21 protein-coding genes are annotated in these 24012 nt (G+C 65.0%); 13 read left to right on the top strand and 8 right to left on the bottom strand.

Translation table 11 applies throughout. The features are described 5' to 3' along the window. Window positions 1–15 precede the first annotated feature (15 nt). The 3 genes from ACYQ8K_RS15385 to ACYQ8K_RS15375 all read left to right on the top strand — a co-directional run bounded on the left by ACYQ8K_RS15385 (window position 16) and on the right by ACYQ8K_RS15375 (window position 2825). Window positions 16–894: a ParA family protein gene (locus ACYQ8K_RS15385; RefSeq protein WP_036473494.1), complete on the top strand. Its 879-nt coding sequence runs from the start codon at window positions 16–18 to the stop codon at window positions 892–894. A 4-nt stretch (window positions 895–898) separates the two neighbouring features. Continuing rightward, window positions 899–1132: a hypothetical protein gene (locus ACYQ8K_RS15380; RefSeq protein WP_051641681.1), complete on the top strand. Its 234-nt coding sequence runs from the start codon at window positions 899–901 to the stop codon at window positions 1130–1132. A 760-nt stretch (window positions 1133–1892) separates the two neighbouring features. Beyond that, window positions 1893–2825, top strand: a complete 933-nt coding sequence (locus ACYQ8K_RS15375; protein ID WP_036473497.1) for a ParA family protein — start codon at window positions 1893–1895, stop codon at window positions 2823–2825. A gap of 947 nt (window positions 2826–3772) precedes the next feature. Here the strand turns inward: ACYQ8K_RS15375 and ACYQ8K_RS15370 are convergent. Continuing rightward, a complete protein-coding gene (locus tag ACYQ8K_RS15370) occupies window positions 3773–4357 on the bottom strand; it encodes a hypothetical protein (RefSeq protein ID WP_139813795.1) in 585 nt (194 codons plus the stop codon). Window positions 4358–4644: 287 nt separating this feature from the next. Between ACYQ8K_RS15370 and ACYQ8K_RS15365 the strand changes: the two genes are divergently transcribed. The 5 genes from ACYQ8K_RS15365 to ACYQ8K_RS15345 all read left to right on the top strand — a co-directional run bounded on the left by ACYQ8K_RS15365 (window position 4645) and on the right by ACYQ8K_RS15345 (window position 10786). Further along, window positions 4645–5004, top strand: a complete 360-nt coding sequence (locus ACYQ8K_RS15365; protein ID WP_051641682.1) for a hypothetical protein — start codon at window positions 4645–4647, stop codon at window positions 5002–5004. 793 nt (window positions 5005–5797) lie between these two features. Then, a complete protein-coding gene (locus tag ACYQ8K_RS15360) occupies window positions 5798–6190 on the top strand; it encodes a hypothetical protein (protein ID WP_036473501.1) in 393 nt (130 codons plus the stop codon). Next, window positions 6187–9393 (top strand): hypothetical protein, encoded by a 3207-nt coding sequence (locus ACYQ8K_RS15355; protein WP_036473503.1) that lies wholly within the window; start codon window positions 6187–6189, stop codon window positions 9391–9393. Before ACYQ8K_RS15360 ends, ACYQ8K_RS15355 begins: the two co-directional genes overlap by 4 nt. 230 nt (window positions 9394–9623) lie before the next feature. After that, complete coding sequence (locus ACYQ8K_RS15350; protein WP_231122296.1) at window positions 9624–10109, top strand: terminal protein; 486 nt, start codon at window positions 9624–9626, stop codon at window positions 10107–10109. A gap of 65 nt (window positions 10110–10174) precedes the next feature. Continuing rightward, window positions 10175–10786: a hypothetical protein gene (locus ACYQ8K_RS15345; protein ID WP_232232241.1), complete on the top strand. Its 612-nt coding sequence runs from the start codon at window positions 10175–10177 to the stop codon at window positions 10784–10786. A gap of 420 nt (window positions 10787–11206) precedes the next feature. Here ACYQ8K_RS15345 and ACYQ8K_RS15340 read toward each other — a convergent pair whose 3' ends face one another. Further along, window positions 11207–11662, bottom strand: coding sequence for a hypothetical protein (locus tag ACYQ8K_RS15340; RefSeq protein ID WP_139813796.1), 456 nt, complete (start codon window positions 11660–11662; stop codon window positions 11207–11209). Window positions 11663–11823: 161 nt separating this feature from the next. Here ACYQ8K_RS15340 and ACYQ8K_RS15335 point away from each other — a divergent pair, with 161 nt between their 5' ends. Then, window positions 11824–12165, top strand: a complete 342-nt coding sequence (locus tag ACYQ8K_RS15335) for a hypothetical protein (protein WP_139813797.1) — start codon at window positions 11824–11826, stop codon at window positions 12163–12165. Window positions 12166–13101: 936 nt separating this feature from the next. Here ACYQ8K_RS15335 and ACYQ8K_RS15330 read toward each other — a convergent pair. Further along, window positions 13102–13572 carry a DIP1984 family protein gene (locus ACYQ8K_RS15330; protein ID WP_036473513.1) on the bottom strand — a complete coding sequence of 157 codons (471 nt, stop codon included), beginning with the start codon at window positions 13570–13572 and terminating at the stop codon, window positions 13102–13104. A gap of 45 nt (window positions 13573–13617) precedes the next feature. Beyond that, on the bottom strand, window positions 13618–15177 hold the full coding sequence (locus ACYQ8K_RS15325) for a hypothetical protein (protein WP_036473515.1): 1560 nt from the start codon (window positions 15175–15177) through the stop codon (window positions 13618–13620). A 121-nt stretch (window positions 15178–15298) separates the two neighbouring features. Here ACYQ8K_RS15325 and ACYQ8K_RS15320 point away from each other — a divergent pair, with 121 nt between their 5' ends. Both ACYQ8K_RS15320 and ACYQ8K_RS15315 read left to right on the top strand, forming a co-directional pair. Further along, the gene (locus tag ACYQ8K_RS15320; protein ID WP_036473518.1) at window positions 15299–15781 is read left to right on the top strand and encodes a hypothetical protein; all 483 of its coding nucleotides are present in this window, start codon (window positions 15299–15301) and stop codon (window positions 15779–15781) included. A gap of 188 nt (window positions 15782–15969) precedes the next feature. Continuing rightward, on the top strand, window positions 15970–18054 hold the full coding sequence (locus tag ACYQ8K_RS15315) for a serine/threonine-protein kinase PknH/PknJ (RefSeq protein WP_231122297.1): 2085 nt from the start codon (window positions 15970–15972) through the stop codon (window positions 18052–18054). Window positions 18055–18158: 104 nt separating this feature from the next. On the opposite strand, the gene ACYQ8K_RS15310 is transcribed toward ACYQ8K_RS15315, so the two are convergent. Continuing rightward, the gene (locus ACYQ8K_RS15310; protein ID WP_459970265.1) at window positions 18159–18566 is read right to left on the bottom strand and encodes a hypothetical protein; all 408 of its coding nucleotides are present in this window, start codon (window positions 18564–18566) and stop codon (window positions 18159–18161) included. Between the two features lie 251 nt (window positions 18567–18817). Between ACYQ8K_RS15310 and ACYQ8K_RS15305 the strand changes: the two genes are divergently transcribed. Together ACYQ8K_RS15305 and ACYQ8K_RS15300 are read left to right on the top strand one after the other, a co-directional pair. After that, entirely contained in the window at window positions 18818–19738 is a 921-nt protein-coding gene (locus tag ACYQ8K_RS15305) for a DUF4333 domain-containing protein (RefSeq protein WP_232232242.1), read from the top strand. Between the two features lie 48 nt (window positions 19739–19786). After that, a complete protein-coding gene (locus tag ACYQ8K_RS15300) occupies window positions 19787–20377 on the top strand; it encodes a hypothetical protein (RefSeq protein ID WP_036473529.1) in 591 nt (196 codons plus the stop codon). Between the two features lie 306 nt (window positions 20378–20683). Here ACYQ8K_RS15300 and ACYQ8K_RS15295 read toward each other — a convergent pair whose 3' ends face one another. Genes ACYQ8K_RS15295 through ACYQ8K_RS15285 form a run of 3 tightly spaced genes read right to left on the bottom strand, consistent with a single transcriptional unit; the run spans window position 20684 to window position 23759 of the window. Beyond that, window positions 20684–22540, bottom strand: a complete 1857-nt coding sequence (locus tag ACYQ8K_RS15295) for a hypothetical protein (protein ID WP_036473531.1) — start codon at window positions 22538–22540, stop codon at window positions 20684–20686. Between the two features lie 2 nt (window positions 22541–22542). Continuing rightward, window positions 22543–23175, bottom strand: coding sequence for an RES family NAD+ phosphorylase (locus ACYQ8K_RS15290; RefSeq protein WP_036473533.1), 633 nt, complete (start codon window positions 23173–23175; stop codon window positions 22543–22545). Continuing rightward, the gene (locus tag ACYQ8K_RS15285) at window positions 23172–23759 is read right to left on the bottom strand and encodes a helix-turn-helix domain-containing protein (RefSeq protein WP_036473535.1); all 588 of its coding nucleotides are present in this window, start codon (window positions 23757–23759) and stop codon (window positions 23172–23174) included. Before ACYQ8K_RS15285 ends, ACYQ8K_RS15290 begins: the two co-directional genes overlap by 4 nt. Window positions 23760–24012 lie beyond the last annotated feature (253 nt).

Genomic DNA, 24012 nt, shown 5'->3' with positions numbered 1-24012 from the left:
CAAAGGAGATTATCGATGTCCACTTACACCGTCGCCAACATGTCTGGCAGCGTCGGGAAAACGACGACCGTCGTGACCACCGCCATCCAGCTCGCAGGCTCTGGCCTGCGGGTGCGCGTCATCGATCTCGACCCCCAAGCAAACGCCAGCACCTGGCTGGGCTACCCCGACATCAGCGGTGTCACCATCGCCGATGTACTACGCCAGCAAGCCACAATCGACGACATCGAACGGCCCGCTCGCATCATCCAGGGTTTCACCGACGCCGGCGAACCCGAATACACCACCGACGAGGCCACCGAAATGCACATCGGCAACCTGACGGTCGTGCCCGCCGCCCGCTCGACTCTGGACAAACTGATGGTCGAACTACCGGCCGTGACCGGAGGCGTACTGCGCCTGCGGGATGCCCTCGAAGCGGCCACTCCTGTTGACGTCACCCTCATCGACTCCCCCGGCTCCAACAGCGCACTAGTCACCACGGCACTGATCGCGTCCTCAGTCGACGAGGACGGCCCTTCCGGCGGATGGGGATTGATCATGTGCACCAAACCAGCAGGCAAGGAATCAGAAGGCATCCAGGCGCTCTTGCAAGAACTCGCGATCATCAAAAAGACCTTCAGGATCGACATCCCGCTTTTGGCCATCGTGCCGTGCGCCGTGCCAGGCACCGGCGGCGTGTACCGCGAACAGATGGAGTACTTACAGGAAGGCTTCGGTGACAAGGTCACACCGGCGGTCCGACGTAGCTCGATCGTGGATGAGGCCTACACCAACTACCTTCCCGTCCCGCTGTATGGATACCGAGCCAAAGACGTCAGCAAAGACTACGAGAACGTCATTGACCATATGAAGCGCCAAGGAATGTTCCGCCCAGCAGCCATCAAAGCCTAGCTCCGTGGACGGCCCCGCCAAATCCAGCGACCTCAGCAAGGTCAATGTCCCCACCGAGCTGCACCACAGGGCCCGCGCGGCTGTGCGCATCGTCGAGCGCGTCACAGGCCGCCGCTACACCATCACCCAATTCATCGAGGAAGCTATCGTCGCCCAGCTGCGCGTAATCGAGCACGACTACAACGAGGGCCGCGAGATCCTCCCCGACCCACAACCCCTCGAACCGGGGCGACGCTAAGGCGCGTTGACAGCCCCGCCGCTCCACGATGAGCCGTCGGGCTCATGCGGCGACGCCAAATGCACACGATACTGAGGTCACGTTGCTGACCCGAGTGCGCACGCCGCCGCATTCAAGAACCCGGGCTGATTTCGCCTTACGCCCATGAGAATCCGAAGCCGCGACTCAGTGCCCTGGCGCCGCATCGGACACGAGGGGCGGTGAAGGGTCCTCCCGCTGCACGACCAGGCTCCCCCACTGCCGCGTCCATATAGCCCGTGTGACCTGCGATATCCGGGCGATAACCGGATAACGAGACGTGTGACTCGCGGGTATCGCACCGGATAACATGAGGGTCATCAACGGGTGACTGCCCGCCCTATGTGCGAATCTGCGTACGTGGCAGTGACGCCTGTGGTGCCGGGTCTAGCGCCGCATCGTTGTCGGCTGACCGACGCGTTGCCACACGCACGGACAACGCACGTATGCCCGTGTGGCGCAACGTCCAACGCCTCAGCCAACTACCCGTGCGGCCCACCGCGTGAACACACGGCGGTCGCAACGCTCTAGCGACCACCCGTGCACCCACAACATGTCCCGGACGCGCAGACGTCCGAATTGACGGCAGCACAGTGCCGTGACCACACGGGCCGATCGCCGCCCGGGCCCACGGGCGAAGGACCGTCGGTCGCAACGTCCAAATAGTGGGCTAGGTAACGGTTCGACTTCACGTCCGTGCGCCTACATGACATCTCGCGGGTGGGTACGTACGTTGCGACGCATGACAATGACTGGGCCCGATGCGCGGGCCATCCTCGTAGCGAATCAGAAAGGCGGAGTTGGAAAGTCAACGACCGTCGCCGCAGTGGCGGAAATGATCGCCGCCGCGGGAAAAAGGGGCCGTCGCGTGCTCGTCGTCGACGGCGACCCACAGGCCAACGTCACCGTCGAAGATCTCGGCGTCGACGGAGACCGCGGACAATCACTGGCCCAGACCCTGCAATTCGGTGCGCCGCTTGTCCCGGTGCGCAACGTACGGGCCAACCTCGACGTAGTCGCCGGCGGTCCACAACTTGCCGTCGTCGGCGCCGGCGCTCACCTGATGGCCGAGAACGGCATTGACATGGCCGCCAACCTGGAAAACCAGCTCGCCAAACTATGCGAAGACGAAGGCTATGACCTGGTCCTCATCGACTCAGGTCCAGGTGACGTACCGCTGCTCGATACCTATCTCACCGTCGCCAACTATCTGTTGATCCCCACCCGCGACGACCAAGCCAGCCTGGGCGGTGTCGAACGGTTGGCGCGACGCTTCTGGCGAGCACGCAAACTCGGTGCCTCCATCCAACTTCTCGGTGTGCTGCTGTTCGATGTCAACCCACGAGCGAAAAAGCGCAACCAGGACGTGTTCGATCAAGTCAGCGAAATGCTCGAAGGCAGCGGGACAACGCCGTTCGACATCACGATCCGCTCCGCACCCGCGGCCGCCGTCGACATGCGAACGCTCCACAAAACCGCCGGCGAACTCGTTGCGCTAGCCAACGACGACCGCCGAGCTCGACTGTCGAAGCTGCGCGACAACCAAAGTCCCGAGCGCGCCATGTGGACGAGTGACCCCACCGGCCTTGCCGCCGACTACCAAGAGCTCGTCCGCCAAATCGTCACACGGCTCGGCCGATACGAATCAGTGACGGCGGGGGAGCGGGTCGGATGAGCCCTTCACGCACCCGCGGCAAGCCGCTGTTCGACCCCGAGGCGCTCAATCAGGACCTGGACGAACTGTGGCCGGCCCGTCCACGCGCCGCTGCCGCGCCGACTCCACCGCCGGTTTCGCCACAACCGGCAGACACCGCTGTCAGTGCCGAACCGGCCCACTCTGACCCGCGGCCGGCAAGTGCCTCGGTCATCGAACCGGTACTCGCAAGCGCCCCCGCGACTGAATCGGCCCGCGCAACCACGCCAGCAACGACCAGCCCGGAACAGCCCACAAAACCGCGACAGACAACTACCGGACGGCCGAGCACAAGAACCCGTCCACCCGAGGTCTTGCTATCAGCGGAAGTCTACGACGAGCTCTACCGAACCCAGATCGCCGAAAAGAAGGTACGCCGCGGACTCGCCCGAACGATGGGCGCCATCGTCTTGGACGCCATCGAAACCCACGCGACGAAACTGGCGACAACCTGGACTACCCAGCGATACGCCGTAGGGGAGGGCCAACTATTCGAACGCCCGTCCTCGCACGCAGTCCCGCGGCGGCGTCGCCACGCAACCGCTCCACGCACCGTCGTTCTGTCAGGAGTGACAGCCGCAAACGGTCAACGGCTTGACAACCTCGTCGAGGCCTGGGCCGCCGGCACGCGAAGCGCACTCGTGGAACAAGCACTCAGATACGAATTTGGGCTCATCCCGGACTGATTCGCGCGAATTCGCCTGGCTGCGCGTCGCAGCGGGAACAAATTGCTGATCGCATCCTGATAAGTCACATCCGCCCGTCGCGAAGAGCGGGAGCAGCTGTTGACCCGCGAAAGTCCGCTACGGTCAAGTACTTTGCGCGCGAGGGTGACTGTGATTATCCAGCGTGGCGTTAGTCCCGCGGGATCTGTTCACGTCCAGTCGGTTCGGGGAAATCTGGCGCTATTCACCGATTCCCATCGGCGGTCAGATCGCGTTGCGCCCGGGTGGAGTGGCGTCCTCTTTGGGGCCGACGCGCCGCACGCGGGTCCTCAGATCGGGGTCGCTCAGGAAGCCGTCGATGAGCGGAACCGGCCCGCCGACACAGGTCCAGTCGTCGTCCCACAGCGTGGACACCAGCCAGGACCGATCCACCGGGAACATCAGGTCCGGCAGGCGAGTTGACCGCGACGACCATAAGTCGTCGGACCGCCAGCAGGCGGCCTGTTCTGGTCCGGCCTGTACGAGTACATAAGGCCAGTTCGCATACAACGTCACTCTTGGCGCGTCAGGGAAAACGACGTCCGCGGACCCAGTGTCGAGGTAACCAATCCACCACTGTTGATCCGGCGACTGTCTAGTGAGTAGTGCGACGATAGCCTGGTCGTGGCTCTGCTTTTCAGCTTGGGGCTTTGGCAGTAAAACGGTGGCGTAGTCATCGAATATCGGCGGGATCGCCGACGTGATTCTGACGCCGATCGAGGTAGCCGTGGTGATCCATGCGACATCCGCGCGCGTACCAATCGGCCAACTCTTGCCGTCTCGGATGACCGGACTCACCGCGTCGACCAACGCCGATAGTGTGTGTGCACCAAAGCATTATCTGTCGGGACAGTGGAGGTTTGCACCCGAGCCGGCTGCGGGACTGATCTGATCGGCCGGTTTCGGGGGAGATGTCACTCGGAGCACCGATAGTTAAGAGCAGAACCGAGAGGATCCGCAATTGGCCAATGAACAGTCCGCTGAGCCCACATCAGGACGCCATGCATGTTTCGACGCCGGTGTGCGCGCGCCCTACCGCGGGCTCGTGTGCGACCGACGTCACGGGCACTGATCCGGCGAACCGAGGAGCCCCCAACATGGTCGCCACGACCATCACGTTCAGCACCTCCCGAGGGGTCGTCTCGTGGAGTGCGCTCGAGCGGCGCGCAGTTGGGCCGCCCGGCGGGATTGCTGGCGGCTTACTTGGTGGTGAACCAGCCTTGGTCGCTATTGTGCGTGAGATCCTTGCCGGCAGCTTGCCGAAAACAGTGCGCGTGGCAGAGCCCAACCTCGACTATATGTTCACCCGGAACCGCGACACCGCCGCCGACGTGGCCGCCGCGATGCTCGTGGCCGGCAACGGTAGAGGACGGCTTTCCGATACAGGGTGGGAGGTACTGGACGCCGCGATGGAAAGCGACCGCGCTGACGAGGATTTCCGTGGTCTGACGACCTAATTGTCGACCGGGGATTGATCAGCGACGGGGGAGGGGAATCGCCTGACCTACATGGCGGATAGATCGCGGGTGTGCGGGCTGTGGCGCGTTCTACGCATCATCATCGTGTGCGGCATGACGGCCATCGAAATTGGTGAAGGCGCACTGCGGGCCAGGGGTCGGCATGTAGACCGTGGCCGCACATTGGCGGCAGTGAAAGCTGCGATGAACGGATCCGCAGGAACATTGTTGGCTGCCGACCAGGACACGTCCGCCACCTCGCAGCCTGTGGCCGTTGGGGCACAGCGGTGGGGGCGGCGGTTCTTCCCAACCTCGGCGAGTACGGCGCAGACCACCCACGAAGGTCCATCGTATGCCTAGCCTCCCGCCGGAGGCGGTGCGACAAGGACTGCTCGCCGCGCTGACTAAAGCGGCCGGGCCAATGACGACCGCTGAACTACGGCGCGGTCTTTCAACTAGTTTCGGCGCGGACGTGGTTCACGAACGCATCTATCACAACTTGGAGATCCTCGAGAAACGCGGCCAGGTAATCCGCGCAGGCACGGTGGGTCGCCACACGACGTGGCGGCTCAGTATGGCGAACACAGTGATCGCACGTGGACTGACTAGCTGAAAGCGTTGAGTGTGACAAATAAGCAGTTTTGCGTCGTGCCTTTATGCAGGCCAGACCTGGACCAGGTCATCAAGGGGCACAAGAAACACTTGTAGACAAGCACAACGAATGCTTGTTGGTGTCACAGTTCGTGGATAGCATCACACCCGTGCTGAACGTAGCTGCAGAACGCAGGCGGCCATGACGACGACGGATCCTAGCGTCGCGTCGATTCAGGCTGCCGCGCAACGGGAATCGGCAAGCTTTGCCTCGAAGATGGCTGATTCATCTCTGGCGGCCGCAGTGGATGTCTGGCTGCGCCGCGTGGCCCGTCGCAAAGCTACACCTGCGCAACGTGCTCGACTGGTTAAAGCTGTGGAACGAGCCAGTGCCGCTGAAACCAAAGCGGTGCAGCTGACGCGCGCCGCGCTCTTACGCGCCGCCGGCCTCGATGAGCGACCCGCCGCCGCGGCGGCGATCGCGGCCGGTGCGACCTACACCGAAGTCGGTGCCGTACTCGGGATGACCCAGCAGGGGGCCAGCGCGCGCATCCGTCCGTACCTGGCCGCCCGCACGCCTGAAGGCCGCCTATGACGGACGCAAACACAGCGTCGCTAATCGTTGAGCGTCACGTCGTGATTGTCACCGGCTCGGGTGCGTTCACGGTCGGCGGTGATGTCCTTACCGGGCCGGTGGACTCCGTCGACAAGCTTGAGAAGCTAATCGAGTGGGCGCACGGCAATCGTGGCCTACTGCAGCCGATACCTGCCGGGGATGCCGATGCGGACCCTGCCCGGATATGGGTGGTAGGTGCGGGGTGTCGCCATTTGATTACTCCCGACCCCGGCGCGGGGGATTCCGGACTGGTCGAGCAGCTGGGGCGGTCGTTGGCGCCGCTGGTGGGGCGCGGTTGGGAGCTGCGGCACGGAAAGGGACGTGCGGTCGTTCTGGCTCGGGGAGTTGGCGCGCAACGTGTTTCGGTCGAGATCGTGGCCGAGCTGCATCCCTGGTTAGTCGGTGAGCGCGACGATCTTGTCGAGGACGCGGCTGAATTGGGGCGCCGCCTGCACCGGTGGTCGGCCGTGCTGGGAGCGCTGCCCGCAGGCAGCGGAGCGGCCTCGGCAGCGGTGATCAATGACCGCATCATGCGGGCCCGCGCCGGGCGGCGGGGGGCCGTCGTGTCCGAGCCCGGGGTGCTGCCGGCGAACGTTATGGCCGAGATCCGCGTTCAGCCACCTTGGTGTGCGCCTGCTTCGGAGGTCGAAGAGGAATTCGAGCACAGCGACCAGCTGGTGTGGCTGACCCAGGAATGCCCTGAGCTGGCGGCCGCGGGAACACTGACGTTCGGATACGGCCAACCGCAGGTGCTGGACGCCATAACAGCAGCTGCAGCCAGCACCGGCCAGAAGCGGCCATTCGGACTGTGGAGGGTCACGCTCCCGCCAGCTGGTGACATGCGGTTGCCTCAGATGCTGCCGCCGCCTCACCCACAGATGCGCCTTGATACGCCAACCCTGGCCTGGGTGACCACCGAGGATCTTGACGGGCTGGCCAAAGACGTCCGCGACGGCGGCGCCGGCCTGCCCGCCGCTCGGCTCGGCATCGAGCAGGCGATCGTGTGGCCCCAGCAGACCCGCCTCTTGGAAGCCTGGTCGACGCGGCTGCGCGAAGCCCGGGAAGAGTTCGCCAACGATGCGCCACTACGTGCGCTCGTCGATTCGGCTGCCGCGGAATATCTGCAGGCGCTGGCCGACCCCGAACCGTGGGCTGATCCAGCGTGGCGACAGCACTTCCAGCCAGCCTGGGCCGCGGCGATCGCCGCGCGAGTGCGATTCCGTGGCCGGCGGGCAGCGATGCGGATCTCGCGCGAATACCGGCTGTGGCCGGTGTATGCGCGCGATGCCGCGATGATCTATGCGACTGGCCTCGACGAAGCGACGGGTGAGCCAGTGGATCTGTCCGACACCCATTCCCGCCTGGGACGCATGACGGTGACCCACCAAGCGGCGGTGACTGACGAGCTCATCCTCGAGGTCCTGACCGCTGAGAACACCGCCGAGGTCGCCGCTGCGCTGAGCGCTGCACTCGAGGGACCCGGCCAACGAACGCCCATCGCCGTCGCGCCCAAGATGGAAGCCAGCAATCCAAGAGGTGTGGAGAGCCCGGCATCGGAAACCGCTGCTGTGGATGCTGACCAGGGGCCCCTCAACGGGGCGTCGGTAACGGCTAAAGGATCGGCAGCCAAGGACGATGTGACACCGTCGCCGACGACGGCCGGGACCCAATCTGGCCGCGCCTCGAACAGGGCCGTATCTGGCGGCGCACCGGCCGCGGTGTTACACACCGACGGGCTCTGGCTGGCCGATGGCACCCGAGTCGAACTGGGCCCACCGATCGTGCACGTGGGTCAGGTCGCCGAGCTTGCCTATACGCACCATCTCGGGTACCGCCTCACCGCGAAATACAATGAGCCAGGACAAATTTGGATCACCGAAGCGGCGTGCCAGGAATTCGGTATCGACGTCGCTGCCATCAGTCGCCGCGATCGCGCCAAGTCGCTGCGCCAACTCACCGAAAACATCGACTTCGTCACCGGCGCGGTCAACGAAGGATGGAGCCTAGGCGGGGCGGGGGAGGACCCTAACGCTCACCGGCTGGGCACCTGGACCCGCGTCTATCGAGACGACAAGCGCGGTGTGATGATCGCGCTCATCCCCGGCATGGGCACCGGCGCGGATGAGATGCCGATCTTGTCCGATGAACCGGCGCCAGCTCAGATCGCCAAGCGGCTGCAGCTACTGGCTGACGCGTTGCGGTTCCCGTGGAAAATCAACGCCGGTGTCACCGCGGTGGACTTGATGTTGCAGACCAGAACCAAGACGTGGTCCCCACAGGAGTGGCGCGACGTCGTCTTCGCGCCGTCGACAACCGCGCCGCCGTTCGGTATCGGAGATGTGGAATCGGACTTCGATTGGTCACGCCGACCCACCAGCGACGAACGCCAACGCCGCTACATCCACGCCTATGACCGTGGCGGCTCCTACGTGGCCGGCATCGCCGGTCTGGAGTTGCCCATCGGCGACCCAATCCACCACCCCGATGGGGCACCATTTAACGCCAAGACACCGGGCTACTGGCTAGTCGACATCCCCGAAACCCCCGACTGGCGGCTGCCCTATGTCCTCAACCCGAGAGGACTGCAGTTCACCGGCCCCAAGTGGGTATGCACCCCGACGTTGGAGCGCGCTATCGAGCTCGGCTACCAACCACAAATCCTGCAAGCATGGCTGTGGTCGCGCCACGGCCGAGTGCTACTGGGCTGGTACGAACGGTTCCGCGACGCCAGTGCGATGCTGGACCTCGACGATCCCGACGCTCAAGCCGCGCGTGATCAAGCCAAAATCATCCGCACCCACGGGATCGGCATCATCGGCTCCGATGAGCACCTCAAAGGCAAACCCGCCTACAGCCCCGAACGGCGGCTGCACGTACTCGCCAAAGCCAAGGCCAACATCGTCTACCGGCTACACCAAATCGGTGAGAAGACGGGGCAATGGCCCTTGGCGGTGGCCACCGACACGGTCCTCTACGCCTCCGATGACCCGGATCCGGTGACAGCCTGGCCTGGCGGGCCAGAGTCGTTTGGCCGCGGCTTCGGGCAGTACAAGCCGGAAGGCTCTGGGCTGCTCGACGAGCACCTCGAGCACCTCAACGGACGTGACTACCGCGGCAAACGAGACTTGATCCCCGCCCGTGAGTGGCGCGCCAATCTGTGCACTGACGCTGAGGGCTGCTGATGGCGCGCCGAGGCAGACGCAGCCGAATCAGTGCCAGCGACCTGGCGGGGTACGGCTCGGTCGCTAACGGAACGGTCGACGTCGACCGCGCCGCACGGGGCTTGGGTGCATCCAAACGCGATGTCCGCCAAGCGATCCGGCAAGCACAAGCAGCGCAAAGCAACACGTTCTTGCGGCGGATCTCAGGCCGGCGTGAGGCCGACTCCGCAGAGGGCAGCAGCATGCGAGGCATGTTGCAGGCAGTGTTCGGCCGGGGCCCGCGTGGTGGGACAGTCAACGCCAGAGCCGCCGCGCAATCACTCGGAGTTTCCCAGGGCACCGTACGGCGCTGGGCCGCTGGCACCCAACAACCGTCGAAGGGCCGACTGGCGTCGATCCGGGCAGCGGCGCGGCGCGTCACGACGACCAAACGGGGTCGACGGGGGGCCACGGCGGACTTCCGCAGCAGCTCACAAGGCAGGCAGGCGCTTCGCACTGGCAGCAAAATCTGGGTCAGCGGTGAGCAAGGCGTGGGCGGCTACGACCAGGGGTATGCGCGCGATCGCCGCGTGGCCAACGACATCAGTCCCGAGGAGATCGAGGCCCTGTTGCGGGCTTATGAGGACGGCGGCGATGAGGGCCTTCGAAAGTGGATGAAAGAGTTCTTCGACGACAAGTACGTCGCTGGCTGGGACTTCGTCACTATAGACGATTTCGGTATCGGTACCCCCGAATGAGCCTGCAAGCCAAAGCAATACGACCCAACGCTGGCCCCCGGTGGAGCCGCAAAAGACTCATCGACATGCTGCTCGACTGTTACGGCGCCACCAACCGGAACACCGTCGACGCGGCGGCGGTCGCCGCGTATGCCGGTGTCACACCCTCCACCGTTCGCCGCTGGATCTCCAAGCGACACCCGCCATCTCGGCGCATGGCCATCCCGAAACATCGGATCGCCCAACTGCAACGCGGTCCCGCCGATGTCGAGCGGCGCAACGACCAGCAGTATCGATACGCGCTCAATGCGCTCGCATCGATCGAGGACGAGAGCGCAATCCTGCCGCCCTGGCGCGAACAAGGCTGGCTCGACCCGCACACCGTGGCCATCATCGCCATTCACGCCAAGCCCTGGCTGCAAGTCGCCGTCACCAACGCCAGCACACGGGCATTAGGGGAACTGCGACGCCGGGGAACGCTAGTGGCCAGCCGGACGGTGCCGACACGATTCCACGCCCAAGTCCTGGCCCACGCCGTGATGGTCCGTCAACAAGCATGGCGAGTCCACCCCGCACCGCGCTATCTTGCTGCCGGCCGTACACAAGCCTGGATGGCAGACGCGCCCCCGGTCGACCTCGCCACGCTGGCCGCTGACCTGGGAATAGTGCACCCGGCCTCCGACCAGAGCGCCGGTTAGGCTTAGCAAGTGGTCCTGTTCAGGCGCTTCGCCGCGCGGACTCGAATCAAACGCGCCTCCGCCGAAGCCTTGAGTCAGCCGCTCTTTGGCATGCGGCGTCAGAGCTCGATCGACTCATCGGCGATCGACTTGCCATCAGGGACGGCGCCCCCCGTCGCAGCGACCCAGGCCGGGGCCCCCGCGCCGCGCTCAATGGCGGTGGCGGTGGCCGCTGAGCCAGTCAGTGAACGCCAGCATCACGCCGGTGCTGTCGTCACGCTCGAGGCATACGGGCTGGCAGATCCCTACCGACCTGACGCCTATGCGCAGTGGCTTCCTGACTGCCCGAACTGGCGTTTGACCCGCCGTGCGTACAGGCGACAACGACGCCGTCGACGACGAGTGGGCGCGGCCTGAACCAGTGTCTTGCTCGCCGGAAGGTCAGCGCGAAGCGGACTGCGTAGCTTTGGGCGCCAACGTGGGCAACGTGATTGTTGTCAAAGGATTCTGAGTGGGCCTGGTGGGGCTGCGGTGGCTTTCCTTGCTGGTTGCTATGGCCACAATCAGTGCGACAATCAGTGGAATCATAATGAGCGGCAGCCACATCCACCATTTGGTGTACGCCGGACGGGTGGGTGGAGGCGCCCATACATGGATGTGGCGGCCGCCTGCTTGGTAAGTCGCCCACCATAGCGCGTAGTCGTGAACTTGACCGGCTTGGCGGCGCAGCACCGTGCGGGCGCGCGCGTTTCGCGCCAACGAGATCGGATTCCACACCAGCGAGCCCATGCTCCACCAACCGGCCAGCATGCAGTGCTGTTGAGCAGCATCGATCGCGGCCTCGCACTGCGCATAGCTACCGGTGGTGATGCACGGCTGATTCAGCCACAACATCACAGCGCCAGTGTGTTTGAACGTGCGCACCTGAAACGTCGGCTCCACTGGCGGCGGTGGATATGCCGCCGGAGCCGAGCTTGAGGGCGCTGGATAACCCGGCGACGCTGGCGGCAGATAACCGGGTCTCGCGCCCCCGGCGCTAGGAGGATAACCGCCCGGTAGTGGCTGCGGGTTCGGCTGCGACACCCTTCGACCTCGATCTCTCAAGACGCGTGAATCTTGCAGCAATCAAAGTAGCCGAGTTTCATGACGACACGAAGCTCTTGGTGGTGCTGGTGCCGACGCTGTGGTTGCTGGTGACGGTGCAGCGCGTGCTGGCGGTATCGACTGCGCAGGTGCTGGACCACGTTGTTGGCGTAGGTCAGACTGTCGCCCGTGGGCAGCGGGATGCATCCGGCCGCACCGGTGGATTCGCGGGTGACGCCGTCGGATCCCACGCGCTGCGCGCTGAGGAGTTTTTTCGCGTGTGGTCTTCGAAAAGCCACCTGGGCTCGTGGTCGTGATCCGCATGGTTGGCTCCCTGAGCGGGCAAGCGTCTCAGGGTTTGACCCGATCTGGATGGTGCATGACCCTTCCGACCCAACAGCTGTGCGATAGGCTCGACTCGTCGGTCAAACCCCCTGCCCGGAAAGAGCTTTCGATGCGCATTGCCAGCGGGCCACGGTGGGGGTGGGCCGCATTCGCCGCGGTCTGCTTGACCGCATGTTCGTCCCATCCTTCGTCGTCGGCGCCGACCCTGGCGCCATCCACCAAGGAGCCCATACCAGCGCTGAACGGAAGCTACACGTTCACCACTGACGGCGCGCGACTCACCCGTTGACGGTCAGCCACGCGCGGGAGGCGTCGTGTCCAAGACGGTCTGGGAGATCAATGCATGCGGGCCTGGTTGCGCTCATGTGCAGTCCTCACTGGGCTGGACGGCTGAGTTACACCTTGTCGAACACACATGGCAGGCAACGCGGAAACTGCCCGCCGACTGCGCCGCGGAGCCCTCCAACATCAGCTACTCGCTTGACGCCCAAACATTGACGGGGACCGCCACCAACTCCTTACCGTGCGCGCAGCCTCCGGGTGTCGCCGTGGTCCCAGCAACCCTCACTAAGAACTGAGGCCACGGCAGGCCCAATCCTGTTCGCGGGCACGACATGCCACGAGCGGCTGGCGTGTTCTGCGCCTCGACGAGAGTGTTCTGCGAGACCCTGGTGGCGGCCTACCGCGAGGTGTATGCCCCATGCCCGCCCTCATCGTCCCGGATCTGCACGTGGTGATGTGCTGTGTGCCGTGCCCTGTCACCTGTGCGCGATGCTGGGCTGCGATGTGAAAGGGGAAATCGAATCCCCCGCACTGCCCTTCGTGCGCCAGCAGAGACCGGGCTTGGCCCGCCGGTCAAGGCTTGTGCACGCCTCCGCGACGACTACCTGCTACACCTCGGGGTCCTGTCACTCCTGTAGGTCGACCTCCCAGTTCGATCGTTGGATCCGCACGTCGAGCTCACGGAGGTCGCGGGCAACCTGATCGGCCCGGGCCCGCAGATCAGCGACCGCCACCGCAGACAGCATCTTGAGCTCTGAGCGCAATTGCCGCGTGTAGCCCTGCTGATTCTTCCCGGCGGCCGCGTCCGCTGCGCTGGTCAGAACATGGTGGCGCCACCGCAGCGCGTCGCGGCGGCCCAACGCGTCGGTCAGCGTGCCGTCCGAGCCGATCGTCGTGGCGGCGTTCGTACGGTTGATCCGCTGGATGAGGATTTGATACTCGTCGATGACGCCGTCGACTTCGGCGAGCAAGGCGGCAGCATCCTCGGCTGGTTCTTCGCCCTCCTGGTAGCGGGCGTTGCTCACGATGCGGGTGCGCAACTGTTCGATCTTGCGGACCGCATCCGCCCGCAGCGACAACGCCTCTGCCAATTTCACAGCTACTCCTTCACAGTTTGCCCAACCATGATGGTCCAGCACCGGTTAGCCGGCAACGCCTTTTCGGCTGCGCGCGGTGCCCTCAACCGGATTGGTCGATTCGAGATCCTGCCGCGCGGTCAGGTAGCTCTTCGACAAGGCGAGCGCCACGCTAGCCGCGGCGACGAGAACGTAGACCGGCAGCAGGTGCATGAAATCGGTGTAGCCGATGGCGAAGTGGACGATAAGGACCGGCGCGGTCGCGCACGCACATCCCAACAGCAGAGTCCACCACACCGCGCGCTGGCCCCGACGCCAACCCCACGTGCTGATCAACAGGACCGCCAGCCCCGCCCCGATCAGGGCGCCGCCGAAGCCCGCCCGATCATGGGCGATGAACGGCAGCAGATGCGCGTCAGCCGCCTGCAGATGATGGGCGCAGGTGCCCATGAAGCCGAGGTCGGTGGGCACAAACACCGAGGTGAATCCGACGACGGAGATGACCACGCCGGCCACCGTTAGGCCTGCGCCGACGCCGACCATCAACAGCTGCCCGAATAGCGCCCGGCGGCGCTGCGCCTCAGGCCCTTCGACCACCGGCGCCCAATGCGCCCCGGTCGCCCGCCGGCACACCGCCATCACCAGCGTCGGGAATAACACGACGACGACCACCGTGTGCAACGGTTCCACGAACCCGCCGGTGCCAAGGAAATAGAAGTAGCTGCCGAAGACAACCACACCCGAAATCAGCAGAACACGACGCGCCCACCGGTAGCCTTGGCGCATCGCCGCAGCCACGCCGAGATAGAGGATCCCGATGCCGATCATGTTGGCGGCCATGGTGATTCGATCATGCTGCAAAAAGCCGACCAGATGTGGGTTGAGCCGATGCAGATCGGCCACCGTTGCACCCAGATAGGCGCGGTCATAGCCCAGTAGCACCGGGCCCAACGCGACCACGCCCGCACCCAAGCCGGCCACGATCAACCCCAGCCCGGTCAGCGAGGCCCAGAACCAATCGGGCCAGCGGCGCGGACCCGCGGCGAGGCTGCAGCGCGACGACGGCACCGGCGAGGTGGGGGTAGCCGCTTCAATTACCCGGTTGAACCAGCCCGGCCCCGCCTCGAGTAGCACTGAGGGCCGGGCCAGCACCGTCGTCGACGCATCGGTGAGCGCAGACACCGCCGGCGCCAAATCCGCGCCGCTCAACCGCACAACGGGGCCGTCCGGATCGCCGACGCTGACGGCGTCGACGTCGCCGGCGATCGCTGCACATGTTTGCGCGTTGTCGGCCACCACGGTGACCCGGCACCGGCGGCCGGCCGCCGCGCGACGCACGGTCGCGACATCATCGACACCGACCGGGTTAATCTCGATTACCGAGGCGCCTTGCACAGGAAGAACCGCGATGGCCTCCCACGCGATCCGGGGTGGGACCGAGGCGCCGAACCGGCCGGCCCACTGCGCCGGCACAGCCGGGTGATCGAACACCAGAGGAATCCAGCGTCGCCCGCCGGTGTAGCGAATCAATGCAGCGAGCAACCGCAGTGCCCAAACCTGGCTGAGGCGCTCACCGAGCAACAACGCCGCAGGCCGACGAAGCGGCACATAAGTCCAATCCGGCACAGCCCGGATTCTGACACGCCTCGGTGTCATTGGCGCAAGGCTCAAGGCGCGCTGAAATGGCACACAACTGTGTTAGATGTGGACGAATGCAGACCAGAACCCAAGCCACGGCTACCTGGGCATGACCCGCGTACTGATCTGGTTGATGCCGCTCTACGTGCTCGCGTTCACGGCCCTCGATGCCCTCTTCGGCCCCCATCGCCAGCACGGCCCTCTACCGACAGCAGCGGTCATCGCAGCCGGCGCCGGGGCCCTGCTGTTTTTCGCAGCCGGCATACACCTGGCCGCCTCCTGGGAACGGCAACGACGAACCGCAGTCCAAAACGGGCGCAGAACTGGTGCGGCCCAAGCCTTCCTAGACCGCCACCCCCACCTGTCGGAACTGCTAGTGGTGGCAGTCGGATCCCCCTCAAATCAGGCACTGGGCTGGCTGATCGGCCTGGCACTATCCGGCGGCACCAGCTACGGCCTTACTCTCGCGCTGACGGCGGCGTTCCACGGAGCCCCTATTGCGTTGCTGGTTTCGGTGAACATCGCCAGCTACACCGTGCTGGTGGCCACCGCGACTTACCTCAACAGCCGCACGACCGCCCCTGACATCTGAGCGCCGGCGTGAACCGTTTTTCGCAGCGGTCGGACCTCGGCCGCCGACAGCCGCGAGCTGAGCCCCGGGGTCCCCGATTACTCAGTTCTTGGATTCTCCCGTCGGGACCGACGGCGGCTCATTACTCTCAGGAGCCGTGAAACCACAGCTGGCCGGCCCGCAATGACTGCGGGGAGGACGTCAACGCTATGCCATTGACGACCGGCCAGACGTTCGCCGGGTACACCATCATTCGCTTGCTTGGGTCGGGCGGAATGGGCGAGGTGTATCTCGCCCAACACCCACGGTTACCGCGCCGAGATGCCCTCAAGCTGCTACCTCGCGAGTGGTCGGCCGACGACGAATTCCGGGCCCGCTTCAACCGCGAAGCCGATCTCGCGTCGACGCTGTGGCACCCCCACATCGTCGGTGTCCACGACCGCGGGGAAGAAGATGGTCAACTCTGGATCTCGATGGACTTCGTCGACGGACTGGACGCTGCCCGGCTCCTGGCCGATCGATACCCCGCTGGAATGCCCCCCGAAGACGTCGTCCGCATCGTAAGCGGCGTCGCCAGCGCGCTAGACCACGCCCACAAGCAAGCTTTGCTCCACCGAGACGTCAAGCCAGCCAACATCATGCTCACCCATCTCGACGACAAGGGTGAGCAACGAATCCTGCTGACCGACTTCGGGATAGCTCGTAACGTCGACGACATCAGCGGGCTGACGAAGACCAACATGACGGTGGGCACGGTGGCCTACTGTGCACCGGAGCAGTTACTCGGCGAAGACCTCGATGGTCGTGCGGACCAATACGCACTGGCTGCCACGGCTTACCATCTGTTCTGCGGCTCGCAGCTCTTCCACAATTCAAACCCCGCGGTTGTCATCAGCCGTCACCTCAATGTGCCTCCACCAGCTCTGGCTGACCTGCGACCGGCACTTGCCAAATTCGACCCCGTGCTGGCCGTCGGTCTCGCCAAACGTCCCGAAGACCGCTTCGAACGTTGCTCCGATTTCGTGCACGCCCTGGCCGAACAACTCGATTCTGCCAGTGCCTCAACACCGTCGGCTCCTACCGTGTCAGCGCCGCGGGCTACCCCTTCGGTCGATGCCGAGGCCGGGCCATCGCGGCGACGGCGGGTAGCCGTAGCCGTCACCGTCGCTGTTCTTGTGGGCGCTTCAATCAGCGCGGCCGCGTTGCTGATGCGGCAGTCCTCGCACGACCAATCCGCGCGGAGCACCGCAACTACCGCGGCGCCGGCTGCGTCACCGGTCACGTTCGAGAACATGCGGGATTTCGTCACCAGCTATTACGGGGAGCTCCCAGCTCATCCCACAGACGCGTGGACAAAACTCGATAGCAAGTACCAAAACCAAACAGGGCAACGTGAATTCGTTGATTTCTGGGCGACAATACAGTCGGTGACCGTTCTTTCGGTCAGCCCCCGCGACGCCAGCAGCGTGGTTGCCGAACTCAAGTACGTCCGACCAGACGGAACATCAAGTACCGAAACCCGTTGGCTCAAAGTGGTGTTGGTGAACGGCGTGATGCTCCTCGATGGATCTGATCGCGTCGGATCAGTCAGTGGATCGCCGACGTCACCAACGCAGCCGTTATTCTCGCCAAAGGCGATCGATCAAGTGTTGCTGACTGCTGACCAGCTGAGCAAGGTGCTCGGAGTGACCGTCGCCAGCACTCCCGCCGGTGATGGGGGCGGCGGCCTTGCCATTGAATCGTCGTCGTACGGGATGTCGGATCATTCAAGCCAAGTCACGCCACGATCATGTGTTGGCGTGGTGTTCACCGGTGAGCATGACGTCTATGCCCCCTCCCAGCCCACCGAAATCAAAACTCAAACCATTGGCCACGTGTACCTCGGTTCGCCGGGCCCGCACCTCATCGAACAAACCGCAGCGGTGTATCCCTCCGCGAAAGACGCCCAGGACTTCTTGAATTCGGCGCAGGCTCAATGGAATACCTGTGCGAAAAGTGAAGTCGATGCCTCCCTGGGCTTCGAGAACGGCGCCGGTTATGTCTTGGGCCCAGTGCAGCGGCAAGGAGACCTCATCACCGTTTCCATGGCCACAAATAGTGGGGAGAACGGGCCAGATGCATGCCAGCAGGCAATGGGAGCCCACGGGAACGTCATCGTCGAAACGCGCAGCTGCCAGGTCCCGAAGATCGCTTCAAACTACGACCCCGATCAGGGATGGCCGCGGGATCCTGCATGGGCTGTCCCCGATGCCAAACGGGTGGCCACCGCAATGCTGGGAAACGTCAAGCCGTAACTGCTGCAGCCGTACTAGTGCAACTTCATCTGGGAATCGGCCGGTGCGTGGGCCCCGATCGGCAAAAGCCGAAAGTCCGCCCTGACCTTACCCGAGCGGATAGGTCAATCCATCCGGCGCTCACGAAGCCGGAAGATGAGTCTTTGCCGCCAGTTCGCGCCCGGCCCAGATTTCAGGAGCTGGAATTGAGAGCCTGAAAGCCCGCTCGGGTTGCCGCGCGAATCGGCCCCCGTGATCAAGACCGGGCCACGCAGCAAGGGCAGGGTGAATGCCGACATCGTCGCAGCGGCAAAGAGATTGAGTGTCGCCATGCGATTAACCGGCGCATTTCGGCCGGTATGGCCGAACCAAAACACCGCGCCGCCACGAGCGGTGAGCGTTTCGACTTGCTTGCCGATGCAATCGGTTACGACGTGATCGCTGATCGCGACCAGGTGCATCCGTTCCTCAGCAGTGACGACGATGCCCAGCTGGGCCCGCGTCCAAAGTAGCGCTTGCTCGTAGGGATCCATGGAGTCGCCCTTGCTCAGCGGAATCGTCCCCACATACCCGTATTTGAGCACACCAGGGGCGGCCATTGGGCGGGGTGGCCACCAGCCTCGGCCCGACGCGGGTCGCGAGCGCGGTCGCCGCAGGCGGCGACGACCGGTGAGAGGACGGCAGCTGCGGATCCCGGCACCTCCCGCTTCTACTCGACCTTGCCCGGCAAGGAGCTGCGCGACGCACCTTTGCGTAACATCATGAGCCAGGCGAGGGAGTGATGATGAACAGTCCGGAGGACGGGGAGACCACCAGCGCCTCGGGGTCATTGGCGCGAGAAGGCGGCGAAGAATCCCGCCTGGTCGCACCGCATGATGATCCGGAGCGCACGGTGGTCGTGCCCCGCGGGCACTCGCACGACGACGAAGAATGCACCGTCGTGGTGCCCAACCCTCAGCAGTTGGTTGACGACCCTGAGCGCACAATGGTGGCGCCCCCGTCGCTCGAGCCGCGACGCAGTGAAGACGCCGACGTCGCAGATGACAGCCGACGAGGTAGGCCTGTCCAGGCCGCTTCCGACGGACAGTACGGACAACTCGGGAACTGGCAGCCGACCCCGAACCAGGAAGCCAGTCCGCCATCTGGGCCTCCGCCAACGGCGGCGCCGCCGCAGCATCCGAGGCCTGCCCCTACACCGGGCTATCCGCCTGCTGCGCCCCAGAACGCATCAGCACCGGCGGTTCCCCAGCCGGGTTTCGTTCCCCAACCACTGCACTATGGGCCGGCCAGCCAGTACAGCTTCCCGCCGCCCGGGCCTTACGCCGCCGCGCCCTACGGCCCGGTTGCACCCGCACGCCCCAGGCGCCCTCAGCGGTCTAAGGCCCTGTTGTGGGGTGGCCTGGGACTGGCTGGCGCGCTCCTGGCGACGGGTGTGGCTATCGGTTTGTCCAAGCCCAGCTTCCTAACCACCAAGAAACTCGACATCGGGGCTGCCGAAGCGGAGGTCCAAGGCGTACTGACCGACGAGGTCACCGGCTACGGCGACAAGAACGTTTCCGACGTCAAATGCAATGACGGCGCGAATGTTCCTGTGAGGCAGGGCGCCAGTTTCACCTGCCGGGTTAGCGTCGACGGCACCCCTCGGCAGGTCACCGTGACGTTCTTGGACAACAACGGCAACTACGAAGTGGGCCGACCCGACTAACCGGTCGGCTCCCCGGGGCCGACCGTATGTGTCTGTAGTCTGCGCGGCATGGCCGATAAGACTGCGGTCGCGCACCACGAGGCGGCCCACACCGTCGCTGCGCTGATGACTGCGAACAACGGGCTACTTGATGACCGGATGGCCGTCACCATGGGCACGATCGACGGAGGTCCGTCCGGGGGCAACAGCAAGGTACTGATATCAAGCGATCACCCGGTGCAGGCCGCGTTCATCTATTACGCGGGCCCGTGGGCAGAGGCCCGCTTGCAGTGGGGTAAGCCAGCGCACGCAGTGGACGACACGGACGAAGACGGTAAGTCATTTCGCCAGACCGTCGCTGAGAAATTCGACTTCGGGGCTGACAGTGACGGCGCCTGCTATGCGGGTCTAATCCAGGTCGTCCCAAGCATTCCCGACAACGAGCCGTACTGGTCGGGCCAACTAGAACAAGCCTGGCCAGTCGTCGAAAAGATGGCCGGTGCGCTGCTTGACCGGCTCAACGGCGCAGAGCCGCGGCCCTACCTGCCCCAGTTGGGCGGCAACCGCACGATGCGAAACGTCTCCATGAGCTACGGCGAGGTTGTGGACTTGGTTAAGCCGCTGCTGGAAACGTGCGCGATGTGGCGCTACCTCTCGTAGCCGAGCGCCGCGACGATCAGCGGTACCGACAGCAGCAATGAGAGCCGTCGCTATCCGGCACGAATCTGACTGCGGGACACCAGGAATCTTCCGCGCCTCTGAAATGCGCGGCAGCGCGTCGCTGGGCGATATCCGTTGCAGGGTGCCTGCCAACCGGAGAAGGAGTCGATCCTTTGGGCCCGGATCGCTGGGCTCTGTTTGTCAGTCCGTGGGCAACCGTGGAATGACCCGTCGATCCTTTGGGCCCGGATCGCTGGGCGAAGTCCTCGTGAGTCATTGTAGCCAGTGGCACGCTAGGCCGGCGGGTCAAGGCTGCACCGGTGGTTGCGCCGCTCGAGCGAGCATCAGCGCCGTCGCTGAAAGATCGGGGTCATAGGTGCGACCGCACCCGGCGCAAATGATCTTGCGGCGCCGCCGTCGGCTCTCTACCCGGTTCTCATATCCACAGCCGGCGTGGATTCGGCTCAACCCCGCAGCGGGCACCACTATCACCGGGACGCCGTCGCGGGTCGCTGCGGCGACCATGCTCGACCGCAGAGCGCCAGGCGCTGCATGATCGCGGCGGCGATCGATTTGGCGCTGTAGGTCGGCAGGAATCCTAGTGTGCTCCATGGTGTTTCGTATCACGGCGGAGATATTGGTGTCATCGACGACTAGGCGCCCGCACTGGCTGACCAGCGCGCTTGCAACCCGCCGCCACAAGTCCGTGCGGTGGCCGAGGGCTCGTGCACGGCCGTGCGCTTGCTGTTGCCATAACAGTTTGTCGGCCCGCCGCCACGCTTCAAGCGGTTGGGCGATCTCGAGGTCGGAGCCGCGCCAGGCGAGCGCGAGGGCGGCGAATCGAGCGGGGGAGCGCCACCGCGCAGCATCGGCGGCGGTGATCTGTTCGTCGGGCCGGATCGGATGCGGCCGCGGCCCCTGGTCGGCAAGCCACGTGCTCAGCCGGTCCCGGATGTCGTTCAATGCCGCATCACGAGCCGAGGCGATCTCGGCGTAGCGCTCTAGCCGGGTCCCGACGGAGCCGGGCGCGATGATGCGGCCCGAGATTCCCTCGACGATGGGCACGATCACGTCGGCCAGTTCGGATGGGATCGCCACTGGTCGGTCTGAGCGCCAATGCGCGACCACGACACCCTCATCGATGGCATGCCAGCCCAAATGTATGGCCAGGGTGGGGAGATCGCCGCGGCGGGGGACAGTCGGATGGGGGAGCCGCGCGGTGATCGAAAGCCGCGCCCGCAGATCGGCGCCGAGTCGGGTGACGGTGAGTTTGGCGCGGGTGATATCGGCGTCTTGGGGCAGCCAGCGGTGGGCTTGGACCGGCAAGTCAATCCACTGTGGTTGGCCCCCAAGGGATCCGCATCGCATCCGCACCGTAATGCGTCCTGCGTGGCGCTGCTCGGCGCGGGTCATGGATGCCCACTGGTCGGGGTCAACCCACGGCAGGTGCAGGACGTTATGGTAGCGCCCGGCGGGATCGGCGAGCAGCATCGGAGTCCGTGGCGGCGCGCCGGCGGTTCGCTGCAGTTGGACCGCGAGGGTGCCGGTGCCGTCAAAGCGGTGGTGGCGCAGCGCAGCTGGGCGGCCTTGGGCGCGCTGTTGCTGGATTCGGCGCACCGCCGCCTTATGTTCGTCCATGACGCTGTTGAACGTCGCCCAGAACAGCGTCGGGTCGCCGTGTTGGCAGTAGGTGCGGTAGAGGGCTTTCTGCTCGGCCGCCAGTTGTGCGCCGCGGTCGCGGCGGCGCTGCGCGGCGTCTTGCCTCACGTCGGCGATCGCTTCCCGGCGGGCGTGGCGTGCGGCTTTGAGTGCGGTCCTGGCGTCGTGTAGTCGCTCGGTGATCGCGGTGTTCACGCGTTTGCCTCTGGCTGCGGAGCGGGCAGCCTTCAGTGCCTCGTTGGCCGCGATGGCCTCCGCTTCGGTCGCCGCGACGTGAGCTTCAGCGGCCGCTACCGTCGGATACGACGACCAGATCGCCTTGATGTCTTCGTCATAGGCCAGTTGCAAGGTGACCAGATCCTCGCGCAGGCTATGTGCGAGCCGCAGTTGCTGGCGGACCACCTCAGGAATTTGCCACCGGTAGTGGACGCCCATCGTGTGAACGGTGATAGCGCCCTCGGGTGTCACTGGCCCCGGCTGGACGGGCTCATCATCGGAGGCCATGGTCATAAGATCGTGTAGCCAATCTCGCCAGCTGCTGCTTGCGTGATCGACCAGACGAGCGGGTGCGCGAGCGGGCGTGAGAACGCCGGCATCATCGGGATAGAGTCGGCGGCCGCGGTCCACAGCACAATGTTGGGCCGCCCGGTCATCGTCGACGGGACGTAGAGCCCGTCCAGGTCAGGCCAAGTCGTGTAGATAGCACGGGCCCAGCGCCGGCATACCGAGCGTGGCGCGGCCAGTAGTGCGGTCGAGGCGCTGTTGCGCAGCAGCCAAGTTGTGGACAAGTCGAGCAGGTGCAGTGGCCGCTGGGGGTGCCAGGCGGTCAGGGTCGGAGTGCCTGCGCGGGTGTCGATCACGCGCGTTGTTTGGTAGACCTCGGCCAGGCTGGTTGCGAGATCGGCTGCGGCATACAGCACACCTTCGCTGCGTGCGCCAGGTGAAGGGCCCGGGTGGGGGTCCCACCGCATCGATGGCAGCGGCCCGTAGGTGCGCAGTTGGTTCCAAGGCAGCACGTGCTCGCCGGCGGTGCGGTGGACCCGCCATAGCGTGCCGGTGTAGTCGATGCTGTCTTGCGGTTCTTGGACGAGCTGCGCGGGAGGTGTTCGAGGCGCTTTCGGTTTGGGCTGGGGGCTCACCAGCGTCCGAGATCCTCGAGGAAGCCGGCGACCAACTCGGCGTCACCGCCGGCGGCCAGATGCTCGATCGGCGTGCGGTTGTCAAAGTCGGGCTGCGCGGTGTGCATGAACGCATCCAGGACCGCGGGGGTAGCGTCGCGTGGTATCGCAGGCACGATTACGTCCAAGCCCGGAAGCAGCTCCTTCCCGAGGAACTGCCAGCGGGGGATGCGTCGGCTTCCCTGAAGATCGAAGGCCCATAGCGCTTTTCCGGTGATCCGCCGTGACACGCGCGACCGATCGACACCCAAGATCGCGGCGGCTTCTTTGATGCTGACCGATCCAGAAAGCGCGCCGGTGAGTTGCCGCAACGCAACACGGGCGCGGGCCTGGCGCTCATCGTCGGCCGACCATGTCTCGATGACTGCCTCGGCGCTGGGTTCGGCGTGGGTGCGAAGAAAGTCCACCTCCGTCTTCGACAGCGTGGTTGCTCCCGGGATCGCCGCAAACGCGGAATCTAGCTCGTTGAGAACCTCCTCCACCGAGAGGTCAATCCGGTGCTTGGCCAATAGGGCACCCAACGCGGGCGCCGCCGAACCGTTCATACGCACATACTAGCACGCATGTGCTGTTCTGTGCGGCCCGCGCATGGGCCACACAGAACGGGGCGCGCGCGGATCTTGCGACGATAAGGTTGCCTCGTGACTAGCCGACTGCGCGGTGCGGTCGCTGCGGCGACGGCGGTCAGCGTCGTCGCGATGATCGCCGTCGCCGCCGCGGGGTGCACCACCATCATCAAAGGACACGGTGCCTCGATGCTCTACGACCCTTTCCACGTCGGGGGCCTGCTGGCGGTCG

Source organism: Mycobacterium sp. MUNTM1, assembly GCF_054660795.1.
Note: the sequence above shows the minus strand (reverse complement) of the source record. Positions and strands in the feature narration are given on the sequence as shown.

Bases quoted from the DNA above. Each gene is read 5' to 3' on its own strand.
- ACYQ8K_RS15385 (WP_036473494.1), top strand. From the start codon at position 16: ATGTCCACTTACACCGTCGCCAACATGTCTGGCAGCGTCGGGAAAACG.
- ACYQ8K_RS15375 (WP_036473497.1), top strand. From the start codon at position 1,893: ATGACAATGACTGGGCCCGATGCGCGGGCCATCCTCGTAGCGAATCAG.
- ACYQ8K_RS15365 (WP_051641682.1), top strand. From the start codon at position 4,645: ATGGTCGCCACGACCATCACGTTCAGCACCTCCCGAGGGGTCGTCTCG.
- ACYQ8K_RS15360 (WP_036473501.1), top strand. From the start codon at position 5,798: ATGACGACGACGGATCCTAGCGTCGCGTCGATTCAGGCTGCCGCGCAA.
- ACYQ8K_RS15355 (WP_036473503.1), top strand. From the start codon at position 6,187: ATGACGGACGCAAACACAGCGTCGCTAATCGTTGAGCGTCACGTCGTG.
- ACYQ8K_RS15350 (WP_231122296.1), top strand. From the start codon at position 9,624: ATGTTGCAGGCAGTGTTCGGCCGGGGCCCGCGTGGTGGGACAGTCAAC.
- ACYQ8K_RS15345 (WP_232232241.1), top strand. From the start codon at position 10,175: ATGCTGCTCGACTGTTACGGCGCCACCAACCGGAACACCGTCGACGCG.
- ACYQ8K_RS15320 (WP_036473518.1), top strand. From the start codon at position 15,299: ATGACCCGCGTACTGATCTGGTTGATGCCGCTCTACGTGCTCGCGTTC.
- ACYQ8K_RS15315 (WP_231122297.1), top strand. From the start codon at position 15,970: ATGCCATTGACGACCGGCCAGACGTTCGCCGGGTACACCATCATTCGC.
- ACYQ8K_RS15310 (WP_459970265.1), bottom strand. From the start codon at position 18,566: ATGGATCCCTACGAGCAAGCGCTACTTTGGACGCGGGCCCAGCTGGGC.
- ACYQ8K_RS15305 (WP_232232242.1), top strand. From the start codon at position 18,818: ATGAACAGTCCGGAGGACGGGGAGACCACCAGCGCCTCGGGGTCATTG.
- ACYQ8K_RS15300 (WP_036473529.1), top strand. From the start codon at position 19,787: ATGGCCGATAAGACTGCGGTCGCGCACCACGAGGCGGCCCACACCGTC.
- ACYQ8K_RS15295 (WP_036473531.1), bottom strand. From the start codon at position 22,540: ATGGCCTCCGATGATGAGCCCGTCCAGCCGGGGCCAGTGACACCCGAG.
- ACYQ8K_RS15285 (WP_036473535.1), bottom strand. From the start codon at position 23,759: ATGAACGGTTCGGCGGCGCCCGCGTTGGGTGCCCTATTGGCCAAGCAC.